Annotated in this window: 14 protein-coding genes; 8 read left to right on the top strand and 6 right to left on the bottom strand. The window is 55.7% G+C overall.

Translation table 11 applies throughout. The features are described 5' to 3' along the window. The first annotated feature begins 195 nt into the window (after nt 1-195). The 3 genes from AAF465_10415 (at nt 196) to AAF465_10405 (ending at nt 6,012) form a co-directional block, all read left to right on the top strand. Nucleotides 196-3,876: a S8 family serine peptidase gene (locus AAF465_10415; protein ID MEM7083137.1), complete on the top strand. Its 3,681-nt coding sequence runs from the start codon at nt 196-198 to the stop codon at nt 3,874-3,876. Nucleotides 3,877-4,097: 221 nt separating this feature from the next. Next, nucleotides 4,098-5,399 carry a family 16 glycosylhydrolase gene (locus tag AAF465_10410; protein MEM7083136.1) on the top strand — a complete coding sequence of 434 codons (1,302 nt, stop codon included), beginning with the start codon at nt 4,098-4,100 and terminating at the stop codon, nt 5,397-5,399. Nucleotides 5,400-5,535: 136 nt separating this feature from the next. Then, nucleotides 5,536-6,012 carry a hotdog fold domain-containing protein gene (locus AAF465_10405; GenBank protein MEM7083135.1) on the top strand — a complete coding sequence of 159 codons (477 nt, stop codon included), beginning with the start codon at nt 5,536-5,538 and terminating at the stop codon, nt 6,010-6,012. Between the two features lie 23 nt (nt 6,013-6,035). Here AAF465_10405 and AAF465_10400 read toward each other — a convergent pair whose 3' ends face one another. Together AAF465_10400 and AAF465_10395 are read right to left on the bottom strand one after the other, a co-directional pair. Next, nucleotides 6,036-6,989: a DUF2235 domain-containing protein gene (locus AAF465_10400; protein MEM7083134.1), complete on the bottom strand. Its 954-nt coding sequence runs from the start codon at nt 6,987-6,989 to the stop codon at nt 6,036-6,038. Between the two features lie 4 nt (nt 6,990-6,993). Next, nucleotides 6,994-7,347, bottom strand: a complete 354-nt coding sequence (locus AAF465_10395; protein ID MEM7083133.1) for a hypothetical protein — start codon at nt 7,345-7,347, stop codon at nt 6,994-6,996. A gap of 133 nt (nt 7,348-7,480) precedes the next feature. On the opposite strand from AAF465_10395, the gene AAF465_10390 reads away from it, so the two are divergent. Together AAF465_10390 and AAF465_10385 are read left to right on the top strand one after the other, a co-directional pair. Then, a complete protein-coding gene (locus tag AAF465_10390) occupies nt 7,481-8,380 on the top strand; it encodes a hypothetical protein (protein ID MEM7083132.1) in 900 nt (299 codons plus the stop codon). Between the two features lie 217 nt (nt 8,381-8,597). After that, complete coding sequence (locus AAF465_10385) at nt 8,598-9,035, top strand: hypothetical protein (protein ID MEM7083131.1); 438 nt, start codon at nt 8,598-8,600, stop codon at nt 9,033-9,035. On the opposite strand, the gene AAF465_10380 is transcribed toward AAF465_10385, so the two are convergent. Then, on the bottom strand, nt 9,008-9,409 hold the full coding sequence (locus tag AAF465_10380) for an RNase adapter RapZ (GenBank protein MEM7083130.1): 402 nt from the start codon (nt 9,407-9,409) through the stop codon (nt 9,008-9,010). The genes AAF465_10385 and AAF465_10380 overlap by 28 nt on opposite strands. Nucleotides 9,410-9,425: 16 nt before the next feature. Beyond that, complete coding sequence (locus AAF465_10375; GenBank protein MEM7083129.1) at nt 9,426-10,436, bottom strand: phosphotransferase; 1,011 nt, start codon at nt 10,434-10,436, stop codon at nt 9,426-9,428. 396 nt (nt 10,437-10,832) lie between these two features. On the opposite strand from AAF465_10375, the gene AAF465_10370 reads away from it, so the two are divergent. Beyond that, the gene (locus AAF465_10370; protein ID MEM7083128.1) at nt 10,833-11,753 is read left to right on the top strand and encodes a M14 family metallocarboxypeptidase; all 921 of its coding nucleotides are present in this window, start codon (nt 10,833-10,835) and stop codon (nt 11,751-11,753) included. Between the two features lie 45 nt (nt 11,754-11,798). Further along, nucleotides 11,799-12,533 carry a hypothetical protein gene (locus AAF465_10365; GenBank protein ID MEM7083127.1) on the top strand — a complete coding sequence of 245 codons (735 nt, stop codon included), beginning with the start codon at nt 11,799-11,801 and terminating at the stop codon, nt 12,531-12,533. A 51-nt stretch (nt 12,534-12,584) separates the two neighbouring features. On the opposite strand, the gene AAF465_10360 is transcribed toward AAF465_10365, so the two are convergent. Continuing rightward, the gene (locus tag AAF465_10360) at nt 12,585-15,011 is read right to left on the bottom strand and encodes a zinc-dependent metalloprotease (protein ID MEM7083126.1); all 2,427 of its coding nucleotides are present in this window, start codon (nt 15,009-15,011) and stop codon (nt 12,585-12,587) included. Between the two features lie 110 nt (nt 15,012-15,121). After that, nucleotides 15,122-16,186, bottom strand: coding sequence for a PQQ-dependent sugar dehydrogenase (locus AAF465_10355; protein MEM7083125.1), 1,065 nt, complete (start codon nt 16,184-16,186; stop codon nt 15,122-15,124). Between the two features lie 326 nt (nt 16,187-16,512). Here AAF465_10355 and AAF465_10350 point away from each other — a divergent pair, with 326 nt between their 5' ends. Next, the gene (locus tag AAF465_10350) at nt 16,513-17,049 is read left to right on the top strand and encodes a fasciclin domain-containing protein (protein ID MEM7083124.1); all 537 of its coding nucleotides are present in this window, start codon (nt 16,513-16,515) and stop codon (nt 17,047-17,049) included. Nucleotides 17,050-17,178: the final 129 nt, after the last annotated feature.

The following is a 17,178-nucleotide window of genomic DNA, read 5'->3' as shown; positions in this document are numbered from 1 at the left end:
CTACACTCTGAGACACAATAATAAACAATCATCGGAAGTGTGCTGCCAGACTTCCGCAGGTTGTGGCTTTTGTAAATGAGCGCAATCGAATTGTGCCAGAAATAATAATGACAACACTGGACGAGGCCTAACCGCAAAGTGCGGGCTCAATAAACTAACGATACCGAACCCTGGCGTTTGGGATGGAGGATAAGCGTGTATTCAACTATGTCTTTGCCTGAAAGTGGGCGAGCGTTTCGACATGCAGTGATTGCTGCAAGCGTTGCGTGTCTATTCGTACTCATGATTGGTTCAGTGCAGGCGGCTGAACAGTCAATCAATGCTGTGGCCGTCAGTCCAGTTGCATCGGTGCCTGCACCCGATCATGCGGATAAGCTGGCCAACAACGGCGTCTACATTGTGACGTTCAAAGCGCCATCAATCGCGCAATATAGCGGCGGTGTGGCGGGCCTTAAAGCCACCAACCCTCGCGTCAACGGTTTGACTACGCTCGATGCCAAAAGCGACGACGTTCAGGCCTACAACGGCTATTTGTCGCAGCAGCGTGTGGCGTTCTCTCAAGAGATGCGAAGCGCCATCAAGCGTAATGCCAAAGTGATTTTTGATTATCGCTTTGCCCAAAACGGTGTGGCGATGCGCTTGTCGCCTCAGGAAGCCGCGAGTTTGGCGAGTATCGCGAGCGTGGCGTCGGTCAAAGCCGATGTGCTGTATCCGCTCAATACGGACAGTGGACCCACCTTCATCGGTGCGCCATCGCTTTGGGATGGCAGCGCTGACCCGGCCAGCATTGGCTCACTGGGTGAAGGTACGGTGATTGGTGTCATCGACAGCGGAATTAATTCCGACCACCCATCGTTTGCCGCCACAGGCGGTGACGGTTACACGCACACCAACCCATTGGGTTCCGGGAATTTCACAGGTCGATGTGCACTGCCAGCGGGTGATCCGCTCTTTTTTGGTGGATGTAACGACAAGCTGATTGGTGCACACGACTTTGTTGACGCCGTTCAGTCAGAAGAAGGCAACGATGGTCCGGAAGACGAAAACGGCCACGGTAGCCATACGGCGAGTACCGCTGGCGGTAACTTTGTCGACACCGTTTTTGACGCACCCACCATCAGTCTCAATCTCGGTATTTCGGGCGTAGCCCCGCATGCCAACGTGATTGCCTGCGATGCGTGTTACACCAACTCTGCGGGCCAAGGGCTGTGTCCTGGTAGCGCGACTTCCGCGTGTGTGAACGCGCTGATCGCGGATGGTGTCGATGTCATCAACTACTCGATCGGTGGTGGCGTAAACCCATGGTCCGATACAGTCTCACAGGGTTTTCTGTCCGCGACGGATGCGGGTGTGTACGTGGCCGCCTCGGCCGGTAACAGCGGCCCTGGTGCGTCCACGTTGGGCCACCAAGAGCCTTGGGTGTCGACGACAGGAGCGAGTACGCACGACAGTGGCGCTCGCGGAAATGCACTGATTGGACTCGGCAGTGATGGCGGTGCCTTGGCCGACATAAACGGTCTGGGTGTTACCGCGGGTTATGGTCCTGCACCGATACGGTATGCCGGTGATTTTCCAAACCCCAACGATCCAGGCGGCGATCCGGCGCAATGCTTGCAGCCGTATCCAGCTGGCACGTTCAGTGGTGAGATCATTGTGTGTGATCGCGGCGCTATCGCTCGCGTGGCCAAAGGCCAGAACGTGCTGGCAGGTGGTGCGGGCGGTTTCGTACTCGCCAACACGCCGGCTGAGGGTGAATCGATCGTGGCCGATGGTCACTTCTTGCCGGGTGTGCACATCGGCGTTAGTGCGGGCGATACGCTTCGTGGGTGGCTCGCGGCCAACACCAATACCGTGGCGGAAATTACCGGCACTCAGCCCACAGCGAATCCCGCCATTGGCGACATCATGGCATCGTTCAGTTCGCGTGGACCCAACTCGTCGAACAATGTGATCAAGCCGGATATCACCGCACCGGGTGTGGGAATCTATGCGGCAGTCAACAACGGGGCCAACCCGCCTGAATACGGCACGTTGTCGGGCACTTCGATGTCGAGCCCGCACAATGCCGGTTCGGGTGCGCTGATGTCGGCCATTCACCCGTCTTGGACACCGCACGAAATTAAGTCGGCCATTATGATGACAGCCGTCAATGACGGTATTCGCAAAGAAGACGGTGTGACGCCAACCGATCCGTTTGATCGTGGTGCAGGTCGCATTGATTTGACCAAAGCCGCGCTGACGGCGTTGGTCATGGACGAAACAACCGCAAACTTTACGGCTGCGAACCCCAATGCCGGGGGCGACCCACGCACACTGAACTTGCCGAGCATGCAAGACGACACCTGTGCAGGGTCGTGCTCCTGGACGCGTACATTTGACTCAGTGGCGAACACCACAACGTCTTGGACGGTGAGCTCACCTCAGAGCAGCGGTTTGTCGATGAGTTTCTCGCCATCAAGCTTCAGCATTGCGGCGGGCGGTTCGCAGGCCGTAACCATTACCGCGCAAACCACAGGCGTGGCGGATCAGGCATGGAGTTTCGACGAGGTTATCCTCACCGAGAGCACCGGCACGTATCCAGAACTGTCTCTTCCCGTAGCGGTCTTTGCGAGCGCTTCGACCAATGCGGCGCTGATCAATAAGGGTGTGAGCGACACCGAAGTGAATAGCGGAGAGACGGTAACGTACACCATTGATCTGACCAACACATCGAGTACGCAATCGTATACGGTGACCGATGCCTTGCCAGCGGGTGCGACCTACGTGCCCGGTAGCGCGAACCAGTCGGTAACCGACGGCACGACTTCGAGTGCGTTTGCGTTCAACGCGGGCAGTAATGAACTGTCGTGGACCGGTTCGCTCGATGGCGTGACGCTGTCGATCGGCCCGTCTCCGGCTCCATTGGGCTACGTGTCGCTTGCCGGACAAGGCGTGACACCGGCTGGTTGCCCGGGCAACTGCGACGACGGCGGTTTCTTAGTCGATGGTCTTGATTTCACCTACTTGGGCCAATCCTATACCGACGGCATTTGGTCGGTGAACGGCGTGTTCGAGCTCGGTACGGCAAGTGGTATTGCGGCTTCCGCGACCAACCAAAACCTGCCGTCCAATGCCGGACCCAATAATGTGTTAGCGCCGTTTTGGACCGATATGAACCTGACTGACGGCGGTAACTGGTATCAAGCGGTTATCAATAATGGTCCTGACAGTTACTACGTGTTGTCGTGGGAAGACGTGCCGCGATTTAACGATCCAACTACTTATAGCTTCCAAATTTGGCTTGAGCAGGGTGGATCCAACGTCTGGTTTGTTTACGATCGCATTCCGGCGATTCCGGCGGGCTTGACGGTTGGCTTTGAAGACGCCAACGCCAACAACGGCGCTAGCTACTACTTCAATGGCGCCGGTACGGCACCCGTCGTCGGCACCGATCTGGGCGTGATGACCGGCGCTGGTGGATCGGCCTCATTGACGTTCCAGGCCGTGCTCACGGGCGCGCAGGACGACGTGATCACCAACGTGGTTGAGGCGGATGGAAGCACTGAAAGCGGCAGCGCTATTGCCGCTACATTGATCGCGTTTGCCGGTGTTGATACCGATGGTGACGGCGTGTTTGATTCCGCCGATAACTGCACGCTGGTCTCGAATGCCTCGCAGCTCGACACCAATGGTGATGGATTCGGTAACGCGTGTGACCCCGACCTCAATAATGACGGAATCATCAACTTCCTGGATATCAGCTTGTTCTCTCAGGCCTTTGGTCCAGGTACGGGTGATGCCGACTTCAATGGGGACGGTAACGTCAACTTCCTGGATTATTCGATTGTACCGGGCTACTTCGGTCAGCCTCCTGGTCCAAGCGGACTTAATCCCTGAGCCTCAGACGGCTCATCCCAATAAGGAAAACCCCACTTCGGTGGGGTTTTCTTTTTCCAGCGGTTGACGAGTGCGTCGAGGCCAGTTGCCGGGTGAGCGAGAGAGTGCGCTTCATGCGTATTGGAGTTTGGCGTGGCGATGCGCATGGGATGATTGAAATTAGGCGTCAAGTGCGCAATAGTTTTTGCCGACTATTGGTTGATTGTAGGGAGTGATTGGCGGTGATTCGAGTTGGCTCTGTCCTTTCGTGTTGTGCGATATTGGCCCTGTGCCTCGCGAGCGGCTGCACGCCTTTTGCCGATCGCTATGCAATCAATGTGGGCGGCGAACAGTATGCAGCGACCTACGGCACCCTGTATGACGCTGAGCAATATGTGACCGGCGGTGCCGTCGGCGAAATGGCCACCGTGAAAGGTTCGCCGGAGTTTACGCTCTTTAGTACTTATCGCGAGGGTGATTTCACGGTACGACTGCCTGTCAGCAACGACACTTACGATGTCACTTTTTATTTTGCTGAGCCACATGACGTGAATGGCGGCGAGCGTGTGTTTGACGTGCTGGCAGAGGGCGAGATCGTCATCGACAATCTCGACGTAATGGCGTTTCGTGATGGCAAGACGCTCTCGGCGCTGACTATCGTGACACCCGACATTGTGATTACCGACAACGAGCTGACGATCGAATTCGTCGCGGCCGAAGGCGTTCCCTTACTTAATGCGCTCTCGCTGCAGCGCAAACGACCGCGCACCGACGAGTGGACGCTGGTGTGGCAGGATGAGTTTGATGGCGTCGAACTGAATGCGAATAACTGGACCCCCAATGTTTGGGACGCACGTCGGGTTAATGACGAAAATCAAACGTACACCGCTCGCGATAAGAACCTTCGTGTCGAAGATGGTTACCTTGTTATCGAAGCGCACCACGAGCAGTACAACAACGCGGAGTACACGTCAGGACGCATTCATTCGTCGGGCAAAGCGGACTTTCTGTATGGTCGAATTGAAGTGCGGGCGAAACTCCCATCGGGGCAGGGCACGTGGCCGGCTATTTGGATGTTGTCGAGTGACCCGTTCAAGTACGCTACCCGATGCGCAAGTGACGCTGAGTGGCAGGGAAATCCGGACTGTGATGCCTGGCCGAACTCGGGTGAAATCGACATTCTTGAACACGTTGGCTATCAAATGAATCATGTGCACGGCACCGTGCACAATAAAGCGTACTATTGGATCAATTGGGAACAACGCAAGGGACGAATTCTGCTCGATGATGTCGACAAACACTTTCACGTTTATGCGCTCGAATGGTCCCCCGAGCGCATTGATATGTTTGTTAACGATTCGCTGTATTTTACCTATATAAACAACCACACAGATTGGCAGCAGTGGCCCTTTGATCATCCATTTCATCTGATTATGAATATCGCAGTGGGCGGCTATTGGGGTCGTGCAGGTGGGCCTATCGACAACACGATTTTCCCGCAACGGATGCTCGTTGACTACGCCCGTGTCTATCGACGCAATTGACGTTAAGCATCTGAAGAGAGCTCCGCCGGGATGCCGGTGAGGGCTCAATAATGTTAATTAGAGTCCTCGAGTGGATTGCGCACCCATTGGCGTGAGTCGCCGTTTCGATTCTGTTCTGAAACTCGGATACATAGCAATGAACTACATACCATCGAAAAGCCCGATGCTTGCACTGTGGAACAAGCTCGGCGGCTCAGCGCCTGGACGCTGGCTGTTTGGCCGCATCGTAAGCTTTTCTGCCCCGTATTTCGGCTCAATAAAACCTCGCTTTGTCGAGGTGAGGCCCGGTCGCGTGGAGGTGGCCGTGGCCAATCGTCGTGCTGTGCGAAATCATCTCAAAACGGTGCATGCGATTGCGATGTGCAACGCGGCGGAATTAGCCGGTGGCGTGTGTCTCGATGTGTCGTTGCATGCCGATTTTCGCTGGATCCCCGTGGGTATGACCGTGCGATACCAAAAAATGGCTAAGACCGATTTGACGGCGGTCTGCGAAGTGGCGTCTTACGATTGGGCATCGCCGCAAGACGTGGTTATGCCGGTTGGTGTGTTCGACACCAACGGCGAGGAAGTTTTCCACGCTGATATTACAATGCGCGTGTCGTCGCGCGGGTAGTCCGGCGCGCTGATACACGTCTATTATTTTGTTACGTAGTTGGGGCGGGGTGGTAAGTTCTCGGGTTGGTAGTCGTCACTCGCTTTGACTTGCGTGGCGACGGTTTTGTGCACCGGGCACGAATCGGTAATCGGTCGATTGTTTTTCCCATAGGCTTTCCACATGCCCGTAAAGCAGTCGTGTACGTGCCCTGGCACTTTTGGATTGACGTGTTTGTCCATATAGCTTTTTTTGAATTTGAGTCCATGCCGGGCGCCACAGCCAATCATCCACTTTAGTGCGATATCCGATAGTTCCATTTTGACGCAGCCACCACCAACATCGGAGTGTGAGCCTGAAAACCACATTTCACGCACGCGTTCATCGCCGTTCCATCGCAACACCGGGAAAAAGCGACGCACTTCATCAACCGCCATCGCGTGATAACCCGCTCTCACGTTGGGGCTGAGCAGCTTGTCGCTGTAGTTCGGATCATTCGTCGCTTTGACCGTGTCCCAAACGCCGACCATTTCGATTGGCACGTCGAAGAAGCGACCAGCCTTCTTCATGGCATTCGCGCTTTTCTTGTCCCGGTTCAAGTACATTTCCCATCCCGTGTCGACATCGGATGCTTTTTTAGGTAGACCGCTGTGAGCCAGTAAACCGCTCAAGCGTCGCGCGGCATAAGCACCGCGACTGAAGCCAACAATAAACAGCTTGTACTGTTCGGGCGTCAACGAGTCATCCGCATAACAACGTCGCAAAAACCGATACGCGCCGAGAATGCGCTTGTCGAGACCATAGCCATAGATGCCACCCGGAAGTGCTTCCCAGGCGCGCGTGCCGGCGCCACTTTCGTAGTGCTGGACCTGCCCGCGTTTCATCAGAGCGGATAAGAACTTGACGACATTGGTGCCGGTGACCGAGCCATCGGGTTGCCGTTCTGGCTCATTCCAGGTGCCGTCCAAGCCGACGATAATATTGCGTGTGTTGGCCATGCTCCTACTCCTGTCCAGTGCGCGCCATCGGGTCCCACTCCTCTTCGTCCTCCTCGTCCTCCTGGGGCGAATTACACCACCATTCAACCGTTTGAGGGACGTAGAGGCCAAGGGTCACGAACGATGCCAGCAGCAGGCCGGCGTTGGTGTGATACTCCACGCGAAACAGCGTGTTGTCCTCACATTTTTCGATTGCAAAGGGGCGCCACGCAAAGCCATACAACGATCCGTGAAAAGTCTCGCTGCCGTGGAGAGCCTCGGGCGTCGAGGAGCCCGCGCCTTCTAACTCAAACGTTGAGCACGCCGACAGCGTGGTCAGCGATGCGATCAGGATCAGCAGACGAAACAGCGTGGGCATGATGGCACTCCAGTAAGAATTGATTTTCGCTAGTGTAATCGCAGACGGCAAGTGGGTCCAAGTGCCGACCCGCTTCTCCACACGCATGGGTTACGTTACAGTTAGGCTCTGCGCCAAACCGATGGACCCCAGTGTGTATGATCTCAAACATCTCTTAGGCATCGCCCGCGACGGATTCAGCGATATGGTGCCTGCTCTGCGTCAGGCCTTCAATGAGCGCCGCGACGATGATCGACTGGATGCAGTGTTTGGGTCCTCACCGCGGCACCGCATAGTGGGCCTCACCATCGGCGGCTTGATCATTGGCGAGATCGTCACGGTATTGTTTCCGGCCATTGTGGTGGATGCCTACATCATCAATGAATACGTTAATTGGTCGGCGATGATAATCGGTATGGCCTTTGCCGTGTTGTTTCGACGCTATTTGTTCGTGTCAGGAAAAGCGACGCGCGACGACTTTCCATGGCTAGCGGCGTCACTTATTCCAGCAGCAATCGTCATCGCGCTCATCGCGTTTGGTCGCCAGCTGTTTGATGGTTCGCTCAGCTTCATCGAGGACGCACCGCGAATTGCGAACATCGCCACCATCCTGGTTGCGCTCGCTCACTCAGTGGGGGTCGTGGCTGCACTGACGATTGCGGTAGCGGCGCTGTGTTTTAGTCGCGATTGGCTAAAAGCACTGATGGACTTGGCGGTTCAGCTGCTCGTGTTCAAGATTATGGTCTGGGTGACTGTGTTGGTTGTTATTGAAATCAGTATTGTCGGGCGAATTCTAGCCGGCGTGCTCGAGGGTGCGTTTGGTATTCGTTTGCCGGCATGGTTGCCCGAAACGGCCGATCAGGTTACGTTGGCGGCGCTGCTGCTCACGGCCTACTGCGCCATAATCGGCGCAGTGTGGACCGTCTGTCGTCAACAGTTTGGCACACTGCTTGATACGGGCGAAGTGCGCATTGTGACGGTATTGAGGAAAATGGCGTCCAAGCCGTCGAAGAAGAAAACCAAAAGGCAGGCCGAAAAAAGTCGCGCCGAGTGACGCGATGTGAGTCGACTCACCGCACAGTGTGGTTGGGTGGTCGGAGACAGAGCGCGTTGATTGTTGGGCATGGTGCCTGGCTGGCCGGGCGTTTATACTTTGTCCGTAACAGTGCAGAGACCGTGTGGACAGGAAAATGAACTTGCTATACGGATTCGGTCCTATCGGTTTACGGTCGAGGTTGACCCTACACTACTGCAACAAAAGGAGTAAGACGATGTCGGAAGAGACGCCGTCCCGACTCGAGTTTCAATTTGTCCGGCTACGCGAAGAGATTAGCTACGAGGCCAATTTAATCGTGCAACGTACGAGCTGGTTCGTCGGTGCGCAGGCCTTTTTCTTCGCGTCGCTGGCGGTTGGTCTGGATCCGACGGCAACGGAGCGCACGGTCAAAGTCAGTTTGCTGTTCCCGCTCATACCGTATTTATCGATCATGGTCTGCATTTTGACCATCCTATCTGTCAGCGCAGCGGTGGCGTCCGCAACGGTATACCGTGATCGCCTCGAAGATTTCGTTCAAGAGCATCGCGAATTTGAATTTCTGTGGCGCAAGCCACCCAAACTCATCTACCACTTCGGGCTGCTCAGCACCCAAGTGCTGCCCTTCGTGTTTTTGGCGGCGTGGATTTACTTGCTGTTTTCGCCCAACGTGTAGTGGGCGTCGATATCCAGATGCTCGAGTCGAACGCGAAGCGTGGGTGGATCGTCTTGCGCGCCGGTCAGTAACGCGGCGGCTTGCTCAGCAAAATACACCGAGCGGTGTTGGCCACCCGTACAGCCAAATCCGATGGCGAGTTCATCGCTATACTGTTTTGCGGCGAATGCTGGAATGGTGTCAAGCGCGGTCCGTTGAACACCGTTAAAAAAGGCGCGCGCATCGGGTTCCTTCTCTAAAAAAGCAATCACCGCGGCATCCTTGCCATTGAGTGGCTTGAGTTTATCGATGCGTCCTGGGTTGGTGATGCCTCGGCAATCGAAGATGAAATTGGGCCGCTCCAGGTATTTCGGGAACGTGTCTCGATATTTCATCGAGAAACTGAAAATATTAACGATCACTGTCGATGGCTCTCCGAATCTTGGCTCGCAGTTGAAAACAGTCAAGCCCTTTGGGCCAATGGTCGAGAATATACGCACAGTTGCGCAACGCATACGGAATCGAGTCGCGAAAATACTGTTTACCCTGGCCCAGGCCGAGCTTTCCATACGCACCGAGATTTTGAAGGGCACGGACCAGCACAAACACGCTGAAATTGCGCATAAAATGGGATTCGTCAACCGGCTTATGCAATTTCAGACGGCCCAGGTAGTAGTCCACCAGTTCTTCGCGCAGTGCAAACGGTAAATTGGCTTTTGACTGAAAAAGCAGAGACGCCAGGTCATACTGGAGCGGTCCTTCTCGACCGGATTGGTAATCAATGAAAAAGGGCTCATCATCGCAAATCATAATGTTGCGCGACTGGAAATCTCGGAACATGAAAAAGCCCCGCTCGAAGGCATCACAATATTCTTCGAGCTCTTCGATGTCTCCGCTAAGATCATCGGTATCCGACCAAAGATCGATGCGTGTTAGAAATTCCGTGCAGAAATAATCGACGTCTTTTGATACGGCATCTTTGCTAAACAGCGCACCTTGGTAACACAACGCTGTATCGATGGTTTGGAGCCCCTCGAGCTGAAAGCGAATGAGGCCATCAATCGACTTGCGGTAAAGCGCGACGGTTTCTGCAGGGATGGTTTGCTCTTGACGTGTCGAGACGAGCCGGTCCATCAGTGTTTCATCCCCAAGATCGGATTCGAGATACGCCGTACTGCCGTTGTCCGCCAATATTTCGGGCACACTGAGCCCGATGGAGTGAAACGCGTTCGAAAACCCGATGAATGCCCTGTTCTCGTCCAGCTCCTCATTGATGATACCGACGACCGTTGCACCGCCTTCGAGCGTCAGTCGATAGATTCGTCGAGCCGACGCATGCGCGCGCATCGCGGTGGCGTGGGCCACACGCGTATCGAGTTCTTGCTCGGCGAGCTCAATGAGAAGTTGCTGGTCTGTAGTCACAACAGCCTGGACGAAGCGAAAGGGCCAAAAGCATACCAACGATTGGCGGGCGCGTTAAGCAACAACGTGTCGGTCGTGTCGAAAAACGACACGATTGGGCCCGCATAGGATGGCATCGTATTCCCAGCTCGGCGGGGAATCGGTGTGTCCGTATCCGGTGGGGCAACGGGAAATTCCAGCTCAGGGGACCACCGCAGGCCTCAAGCGCTGAAAGGTCACGAGAAATCGTACATGGGTGACGCAGGCAGAGCGTGAACCGCACGCACCGTGTGGCCGCACGACTACGACGCTGGGGTTATAATGGTCTATATTGGGGCGCGCCTCGCAATCGCGAGACCGCAGCATTAGGCGTTATCGGTGTATCAGCGACTTACTCTGTCGAAAAGGATGAACAATATGACCGCACCCTATCCGATTGGACAGCCCGGCGTCGCCTGGGGTGAAGTGGAAAAGAGTCAGTGGCTAGCCGTTCAAACGCTTAAGCGCTCCTATGACGAAGAGGTGCTTCAGCCTTTGGCGCAGCTCGATTCGATGTACACCGTTTCTCAATACGGCGCGTTGAGCATCGATTCTGAGCGATACCCATTGTTCGGGGTTCGATCACCAATGCAACCGAGTAACCCTTGGGTACTGATTACTGGCGGCGTTCACGGTTACGAAACCAGCGGCGTACAGGGCGCGCTGCGATTCTTACTGACACGTGGGGCCGACTACATCGAGCGAATCAATTTGATGGTTGCACCGTGTGTTAGTCCGTGGGGTTACGAAACCATTAATCGGTGGAATCCCTATGCGATGGATCCCAATCGCTCGTTTTATGACGACAGTCCCGCCGAGGAAGCTGCTCTGCTTATGCGGTGGGTGAAATCAATCGGCGCGTCGATGCGAGTACATATCGATTTGCATGAGACAACCGACACCGACAACTCGGAATTTCGTCCGGCGCTTGCTGCGCGCGATGCGCGTCATCAATTGGTGTGGGATATACCCGATGGCTTTTACACGGTCGGTAGCACTGAGCGCCCGCAGGCTGAATTTCAGCGAGCCGTTATCCAATCGGTTGAGCAGGTGACGCATATCGCACCGCCGGATGCTAACAACTGCATTATTGGCGAGCCCTTACAGCAACATGGGGTTATTCACTATGCGGCGACCCAACTTGGACTGTGTATGGGCTTTACCGATGCGCGCTACGTCACCACGACCGAAGTGTATCCGGACAGTGATCGGGTTGATGATGAAAATTGCATTGACGCTCAAGTGGCGGCGGTGACCGGGGCGCTGGATTACGTACTGTCATTATCCGAGCATGATTAGCCCGCGTCGAAAAAAAGGACGCTGGGTATTTGTTAGTGAGCGCTCGTGACCGCTCCCGAGCCGCCACGGCCACGCTCGGTGTCATACGACGCGTTGGTCGACGATCTTGTTGGATTGAACTGGCGTGCACTCAAAACCCTTTGGTGGTCGGTTACACAGCCTAAGGCCTACAGTCGAGCCGCCTGGCACGATGATTGGCAAAACCGCTATACGCCCTCGTTTAGAGTGTGGTTCACGCTGGTCGCGATCTTGTTTTTCTTCCAGTTCTTTTGGGCCGCGGATGACAGTGCGCTTATTGCGCTGTTTGCCAGTCAGATCGAGAGGTCTGGCGCGCTGTTGTCCGAGGGCGTGACATCACTCGACGCAAGTCGTTTCTTCGCCCGCGTCAATTTTTCGATTCTGCCAATCGTGTCGGCGCTGTGTCTATTCTTACTGGGTTGTTTATGGCGCGCCTGGGGCGAGCCTGTGCCCATCGTCGTGCGGATCCGGTATGTGTTTGCAGTGGTGATACCCAGCACCGCACTGACGCTACCGTTCTTTTGGTTTCTGGGTAACGCACAAGCGGAGTCCGCTCTGTTTTACGTGATCGTTTCGTGGCTGATACCGCCACCGATCGATGCGATGATGGCCGGGCGTGGTCCCCTCGCATCATTGCGGGGGCTGGCGCGATGGTGGCGCGCCGTAGCACTAAGTGGCGGCATTCTTGCGGCTATGTACGCCAGCGCGTTGATTTCGATGTTCTTGTCCGTGCAGTACATTCACTGGCGCTTTCCTCCCTAGGGCGTAACCGGTGCGCATCGTGGCGCCAAGTGCGGCCCACGCTGCGCTGAACTAGCGCTGTTCAACGGTTGCGCCGATCGGAGAGCCAGGCGGTGGGGTGACGGTGGGCGCTGTTGTCGATTCTCCTTCAAGCGCTGCCTCAATCCTGTTCGTCATCCATCGATTGTGTACATGCCATAGTCGATCATCCGAGTGAGCGGCATTGAAATAGTCGCGACAGCGTTCCAGTGCCTCTTGGGCCGCTGCCTTTACTCCAGGTGTTGCGGTGTCCCCGTTGAGCAACCGAGCCAGCGCATTGATGATGGCGCGCTGCGCACGTCGCTGCACTTCGCCTTCGCGCGACGGCAGACGCGTCGATTCGACGCCAAATGCGATTAACCCGTCGAGTACATTGCGCAGGCCGAAGCCGAACTCGCTGGCGTCTTGCGCGTGTAGGCGCTCGCCGCGTGTGGGCTCAAGAAGCACCTCTAGCGTGAGGGCGATGGCGGCGTCCGCTGGCGCGAACTGGTCAAAGAGCTGACGGGTCTTGCGATCAAACGACTCGCGGTCGCGCTCAAAACCCGGGGGTCGTGGTGAAATGAGCGTGACCAGTGATTCAGGCAAAACGAGCTCGCTCGGGGTTAGGGTGTTGAGTAGTGCGGCCAGTGCTTCTCGTTGCGCGCCCGGTGATGCGGGTCGAAATCCTGGCTGATCGTCACCTTTGAGATCATAACGATAGTAGCCACCACCCAATACCTTGCCAGCGGCATGAAGCTGAAACCGATGCAGGAGATACATTGGCACCAACACTTCCTCTAGCGTTGCCATGGGCCGATCGGGCGCAATGTTGCTGGCTGAAAAACGGTCAATGACAATGCGACGAATCGTCATAAGGCGATTGAGTTCAACAACCGGATCGGCACCGTTATCCCACAGGTTGGCGTCGATATGGGCGCTGCCGACATGACGACCATCGCGATCCGCAACGTACTTCAATCCTGAGCGCAAGGTATCGCGCAATATCTGCGCGCGCGCTGCGGCGTCATCGATGCCATCCGGAAAGTCTTGATATCCCCACAGCACGGCGCGTTTGTCCCACTCACCGATTCCTTCATCGTAGGCGTTGCTCAAATCAATTTCGCCGTCGTCATCGAGCTCGATAAGGGGAAACGGATAGTCCATTACCGAGGCGCGGTCATCAACACTGGCCGCGAAGTTGTGTTCAAGTCCGATTGTATGGCCTACCTCGTGCGCGGAGAGTTGCCGAATTCGCGCGAGCGAGAAGTCCTCCATGGCCTGGCTACTCGATTCCTCTGCGTACGGGGCAAGCAGTCCCTCGGCGAGTAGAAAATCCTGACGCACGCGCAAAGAGCCCAGTGAGACGTGCCCTTTTAGAATCTCACCGGTCCTGGGATCGATGACGGACGCACCGTATGACCAGCCACGCGTAGATCGGTGCACCCATTGGATAACGTTATACCGCACGTCCATTGGGTCGGCATCCGCCGGCAGCATCTCCACTTTAAACGCGTTGCGATAGCCAGCGGTTTCAAAGGCTTCGTTCCACCAACGGGCGCCATCAAGCAGTGCGCTGCGCACGGGCTCGGGTGCGCCCCGATCCAGGTAGTACACGATCGGCTCGACTGGCTCGCTCCAGTCCGCTTCCGGCTGTTTCTTCTCGAGTCGGTGACGGCGTGTGAAGGCACTTTGGATGCGTTCGTTGATGGGCACTGCATAATCCGCGAAGCGCCCGCCATACGACGGATTGAGGTAGCCGGCGCGTGGATCATACGGTAACGGTGCATAGCCGGGCGGAGGCAACCGGATAAAGGAATGATGGGTGTGAACTGTTACGGCGCGTGGGTCGGGCACAACGCTAGCCAAAAGAGTGCCTTTCGGTTCACCCGTGAGAGTTAGGATGGCCTCAAACTCGGTGTTATCCGGAAAGGCGCGTGTACGCGGCATGTAGATCGCAGAGCGACTCGCGTCCACCTTATATTGGCCAAGCTCCATGCTACCAAGCCACGCGCTCAACGACATCGCATCACGCAATAGAAACGGTGTGGCGTCAACGGTGATGCGCGAGTCGTCTGAGTCTTCAATAGTGAAGCCCCAAATCACGGAGCTTGCAAACGACTGCCTCACAGCGCTTTGTTCGTCGCGATTAGACGAATTGGCACGGTAGCCCAGGTTTTCCTCGATCAGCAAAATTTTGTTGCCAGCGCGATAAAACGACACGAGTTTGGTATCGCCGAGTCGACCGCGATCGGCGCCAATGTCGTTCGAGCCGATTCCGCGCGCTAAGGATGTTTGATAGATGAACGGGGACTCGAGTTCGTCGATATGAAGCAGGATGCGTCCGGTGTGTTCATCCCACACAAAATCGAAAAAGCCGCTGTGACCGACAGCCTCTGGTGGGGCCGCCTGTGGTGATGATGCCGGTGAGGCCACGCAGCCAATCAGCGATAGTAGGAGGAATGTACTGACAAATCTAAACATAGTGTCGAATCCTGTTTGGCGTGCCGATGGTGCTGGAACAGCCGGACTGCTCAGCGACGAGCGACGCGCTCAATTGTTGCGCTGCTCTCACCGAGAAACGAGTTAAGGCGCTATTTTCGCGTGAGCTTGAGAAGGCGCGCACCGTCGAGGTCTTCTAGCACCCACAGTTCGCCGTTTGGGCCCTGTTCGATTTCACGAATGCGCTTGTCCATCGCAAATCGCTCTTCCTCTTTCGCACCATCGTCAAACGTCACGCGGATGAGGGCGCGCGAACGCAGCCCGGGAATAAAGGCGGAACCTTGCCACTCTTCGAACATCTCGCCCGAGTAAAAGATCAAACCGGCGGGCGCGATGGTGGGTACCCAGTAGACGGCCGGTGCTTCGAGATCGGGGCGTGTGTCGTGATTCGGAATGGGGTCGCCATTGTAATGCTCGCCATTTGACACGAGTGGATAGCCGTAGTTTTTACCCGGCAACACTCTGTTCAATTCGTCACCGTCGCGCGGACCCATCTCCGAATTCCAAAGTTGGCCCTCGTCGTCAAACGCCAGACCGAGCGGATTGCGATGGCCCAAAGACCAAATTTCTGCGGTGACGTCGCCACGCTCGGCAAATGGGTTGTCATCTGGAACGCGGCCGTCATCAAACAGCCGCACAATTTTGCCTAGGTTGCCGGTCATGTGTTGGGCGGGATCAAACTTTTGCCGTTCGCCTGACGCGATGAACAAATAGCCGTCTTGATCAAATGCCATACGGTGACCGTAGTGCCCGTCGTCGGTAACTTTCGGATTTTGACGCCAGATCACTTGCACATCGCGAAGGTGCGGGTTGTTGCGACGGTCAAATTCAAGGCGCCCGCGTGCAACCGCAGCCCCCCGCGTATTCCCTCGACCAGACTCGGCGTAGCTCACATAGACCCATTTATTTTTGGCAAAGTCGGGGTGGAGTACCACATCGCCGAGTCCGCCTTGTCCGCGGTAGTCGACGTCAGGGATATTCTCTACCGGACGCGATTTTTCGCCGTCTTGTGTGGTGACATACAAACGGCCGCGTTTTTCGGTCACGAGCATGCGACCATCCGGCATGAAAGTCATAGCCCACGGTTCGTTGAAGGTTGTGATGGTTTCGACATGAAAAGGCAGCTCAGCGTCCGCTGCGGCAGGGAGGCTGGCCATTAACACTAGTGCGGCGATTCGGAACACAGCGAAATTCCTTTGCGAAAATTTGGAAAACCTCATTATGAGGGTGGCGTTAGCAAGGTCAAGTCGCATTGCGGCGACCTCTCGATGAGCCGTCGAGCGCACGCGATAAGTCACTCTTGGAGCGCCTTGACTCGAACAGAACTCACGAGGACTTCACTGCGTTCTCACGCACGATTCATTTCGTCTGATCGTCGATGTCGTGCGAGCAATCAGTGTTTCACTTCGCGATCACGATTTGGTCACCATTGCGTCACAGTTAGGCCTTCATTCTCGCGTTCGTAACCTAATCGGAGTGAGTTATGAAACTACTACATTTTTTTCGTAAGCCTTTTTCGTTGTTGTTGGTCGCGATGATGGCAGTCACCGCTACACCCGCTTATGCCGACGGGCATGGCAAGCAGAATGGTAAGTCGAATCGTGTCATGCAAAAGGACATTATCGATGTCGCTGTGGGTGCTGGCTCATTTGATACGCTCGCCGCGGCACTTACAGCGGCTGGGCTGGTTGACACGCTTAAGGGTGACGGTCCTTTCACCGTGTTTGCCCCAACCGACGAGGCATTTGCCAAGTTACCAGAGGGTACCGTCGAGTCTCTGCTCAAGCCCGAGAATAAAGATAAGCTCATTGCGGTGCTGACCTATCATGTGGTGCCGGGCAACGTGATGGCCAAGGATGTTGTTAAGCTTGATTCGGCTGCGACGGTCAACGGCGCTACAGTCCAAATTGCTGTACAAGACGGTGGCGTCAAAGTGGACGATGCGAACGTGATCAAAACGGATATCCCTGCCAGTAATGGGGTGATTCACGTGATCGATTCGGTGATATTGCCCGACTGATTCGAACCCGCCAATGGGGCGCTAGGTAAAAAGGCACGGCGGCCGGGCTATCGGCCGCCGTTTGTCCTGTTTGCATGATCGCGCGGCGTTTCTATAGGCCGCACCCGCAAAGGTTGCCGCGTCCAGAGG

This window comes from Pseudomonadota bacterium, from assembly GCA_039028935.1.
GTDB lineage: Bacteria > Pseudomonadota > Gammaproteobacteria > Steroidobacterales > SZUA-146 > SZUA-146.
Note: the sequence above shows the minus strand (reverse complement) of the source record. Positions and strands in the feature narration are given on the sequence as shown.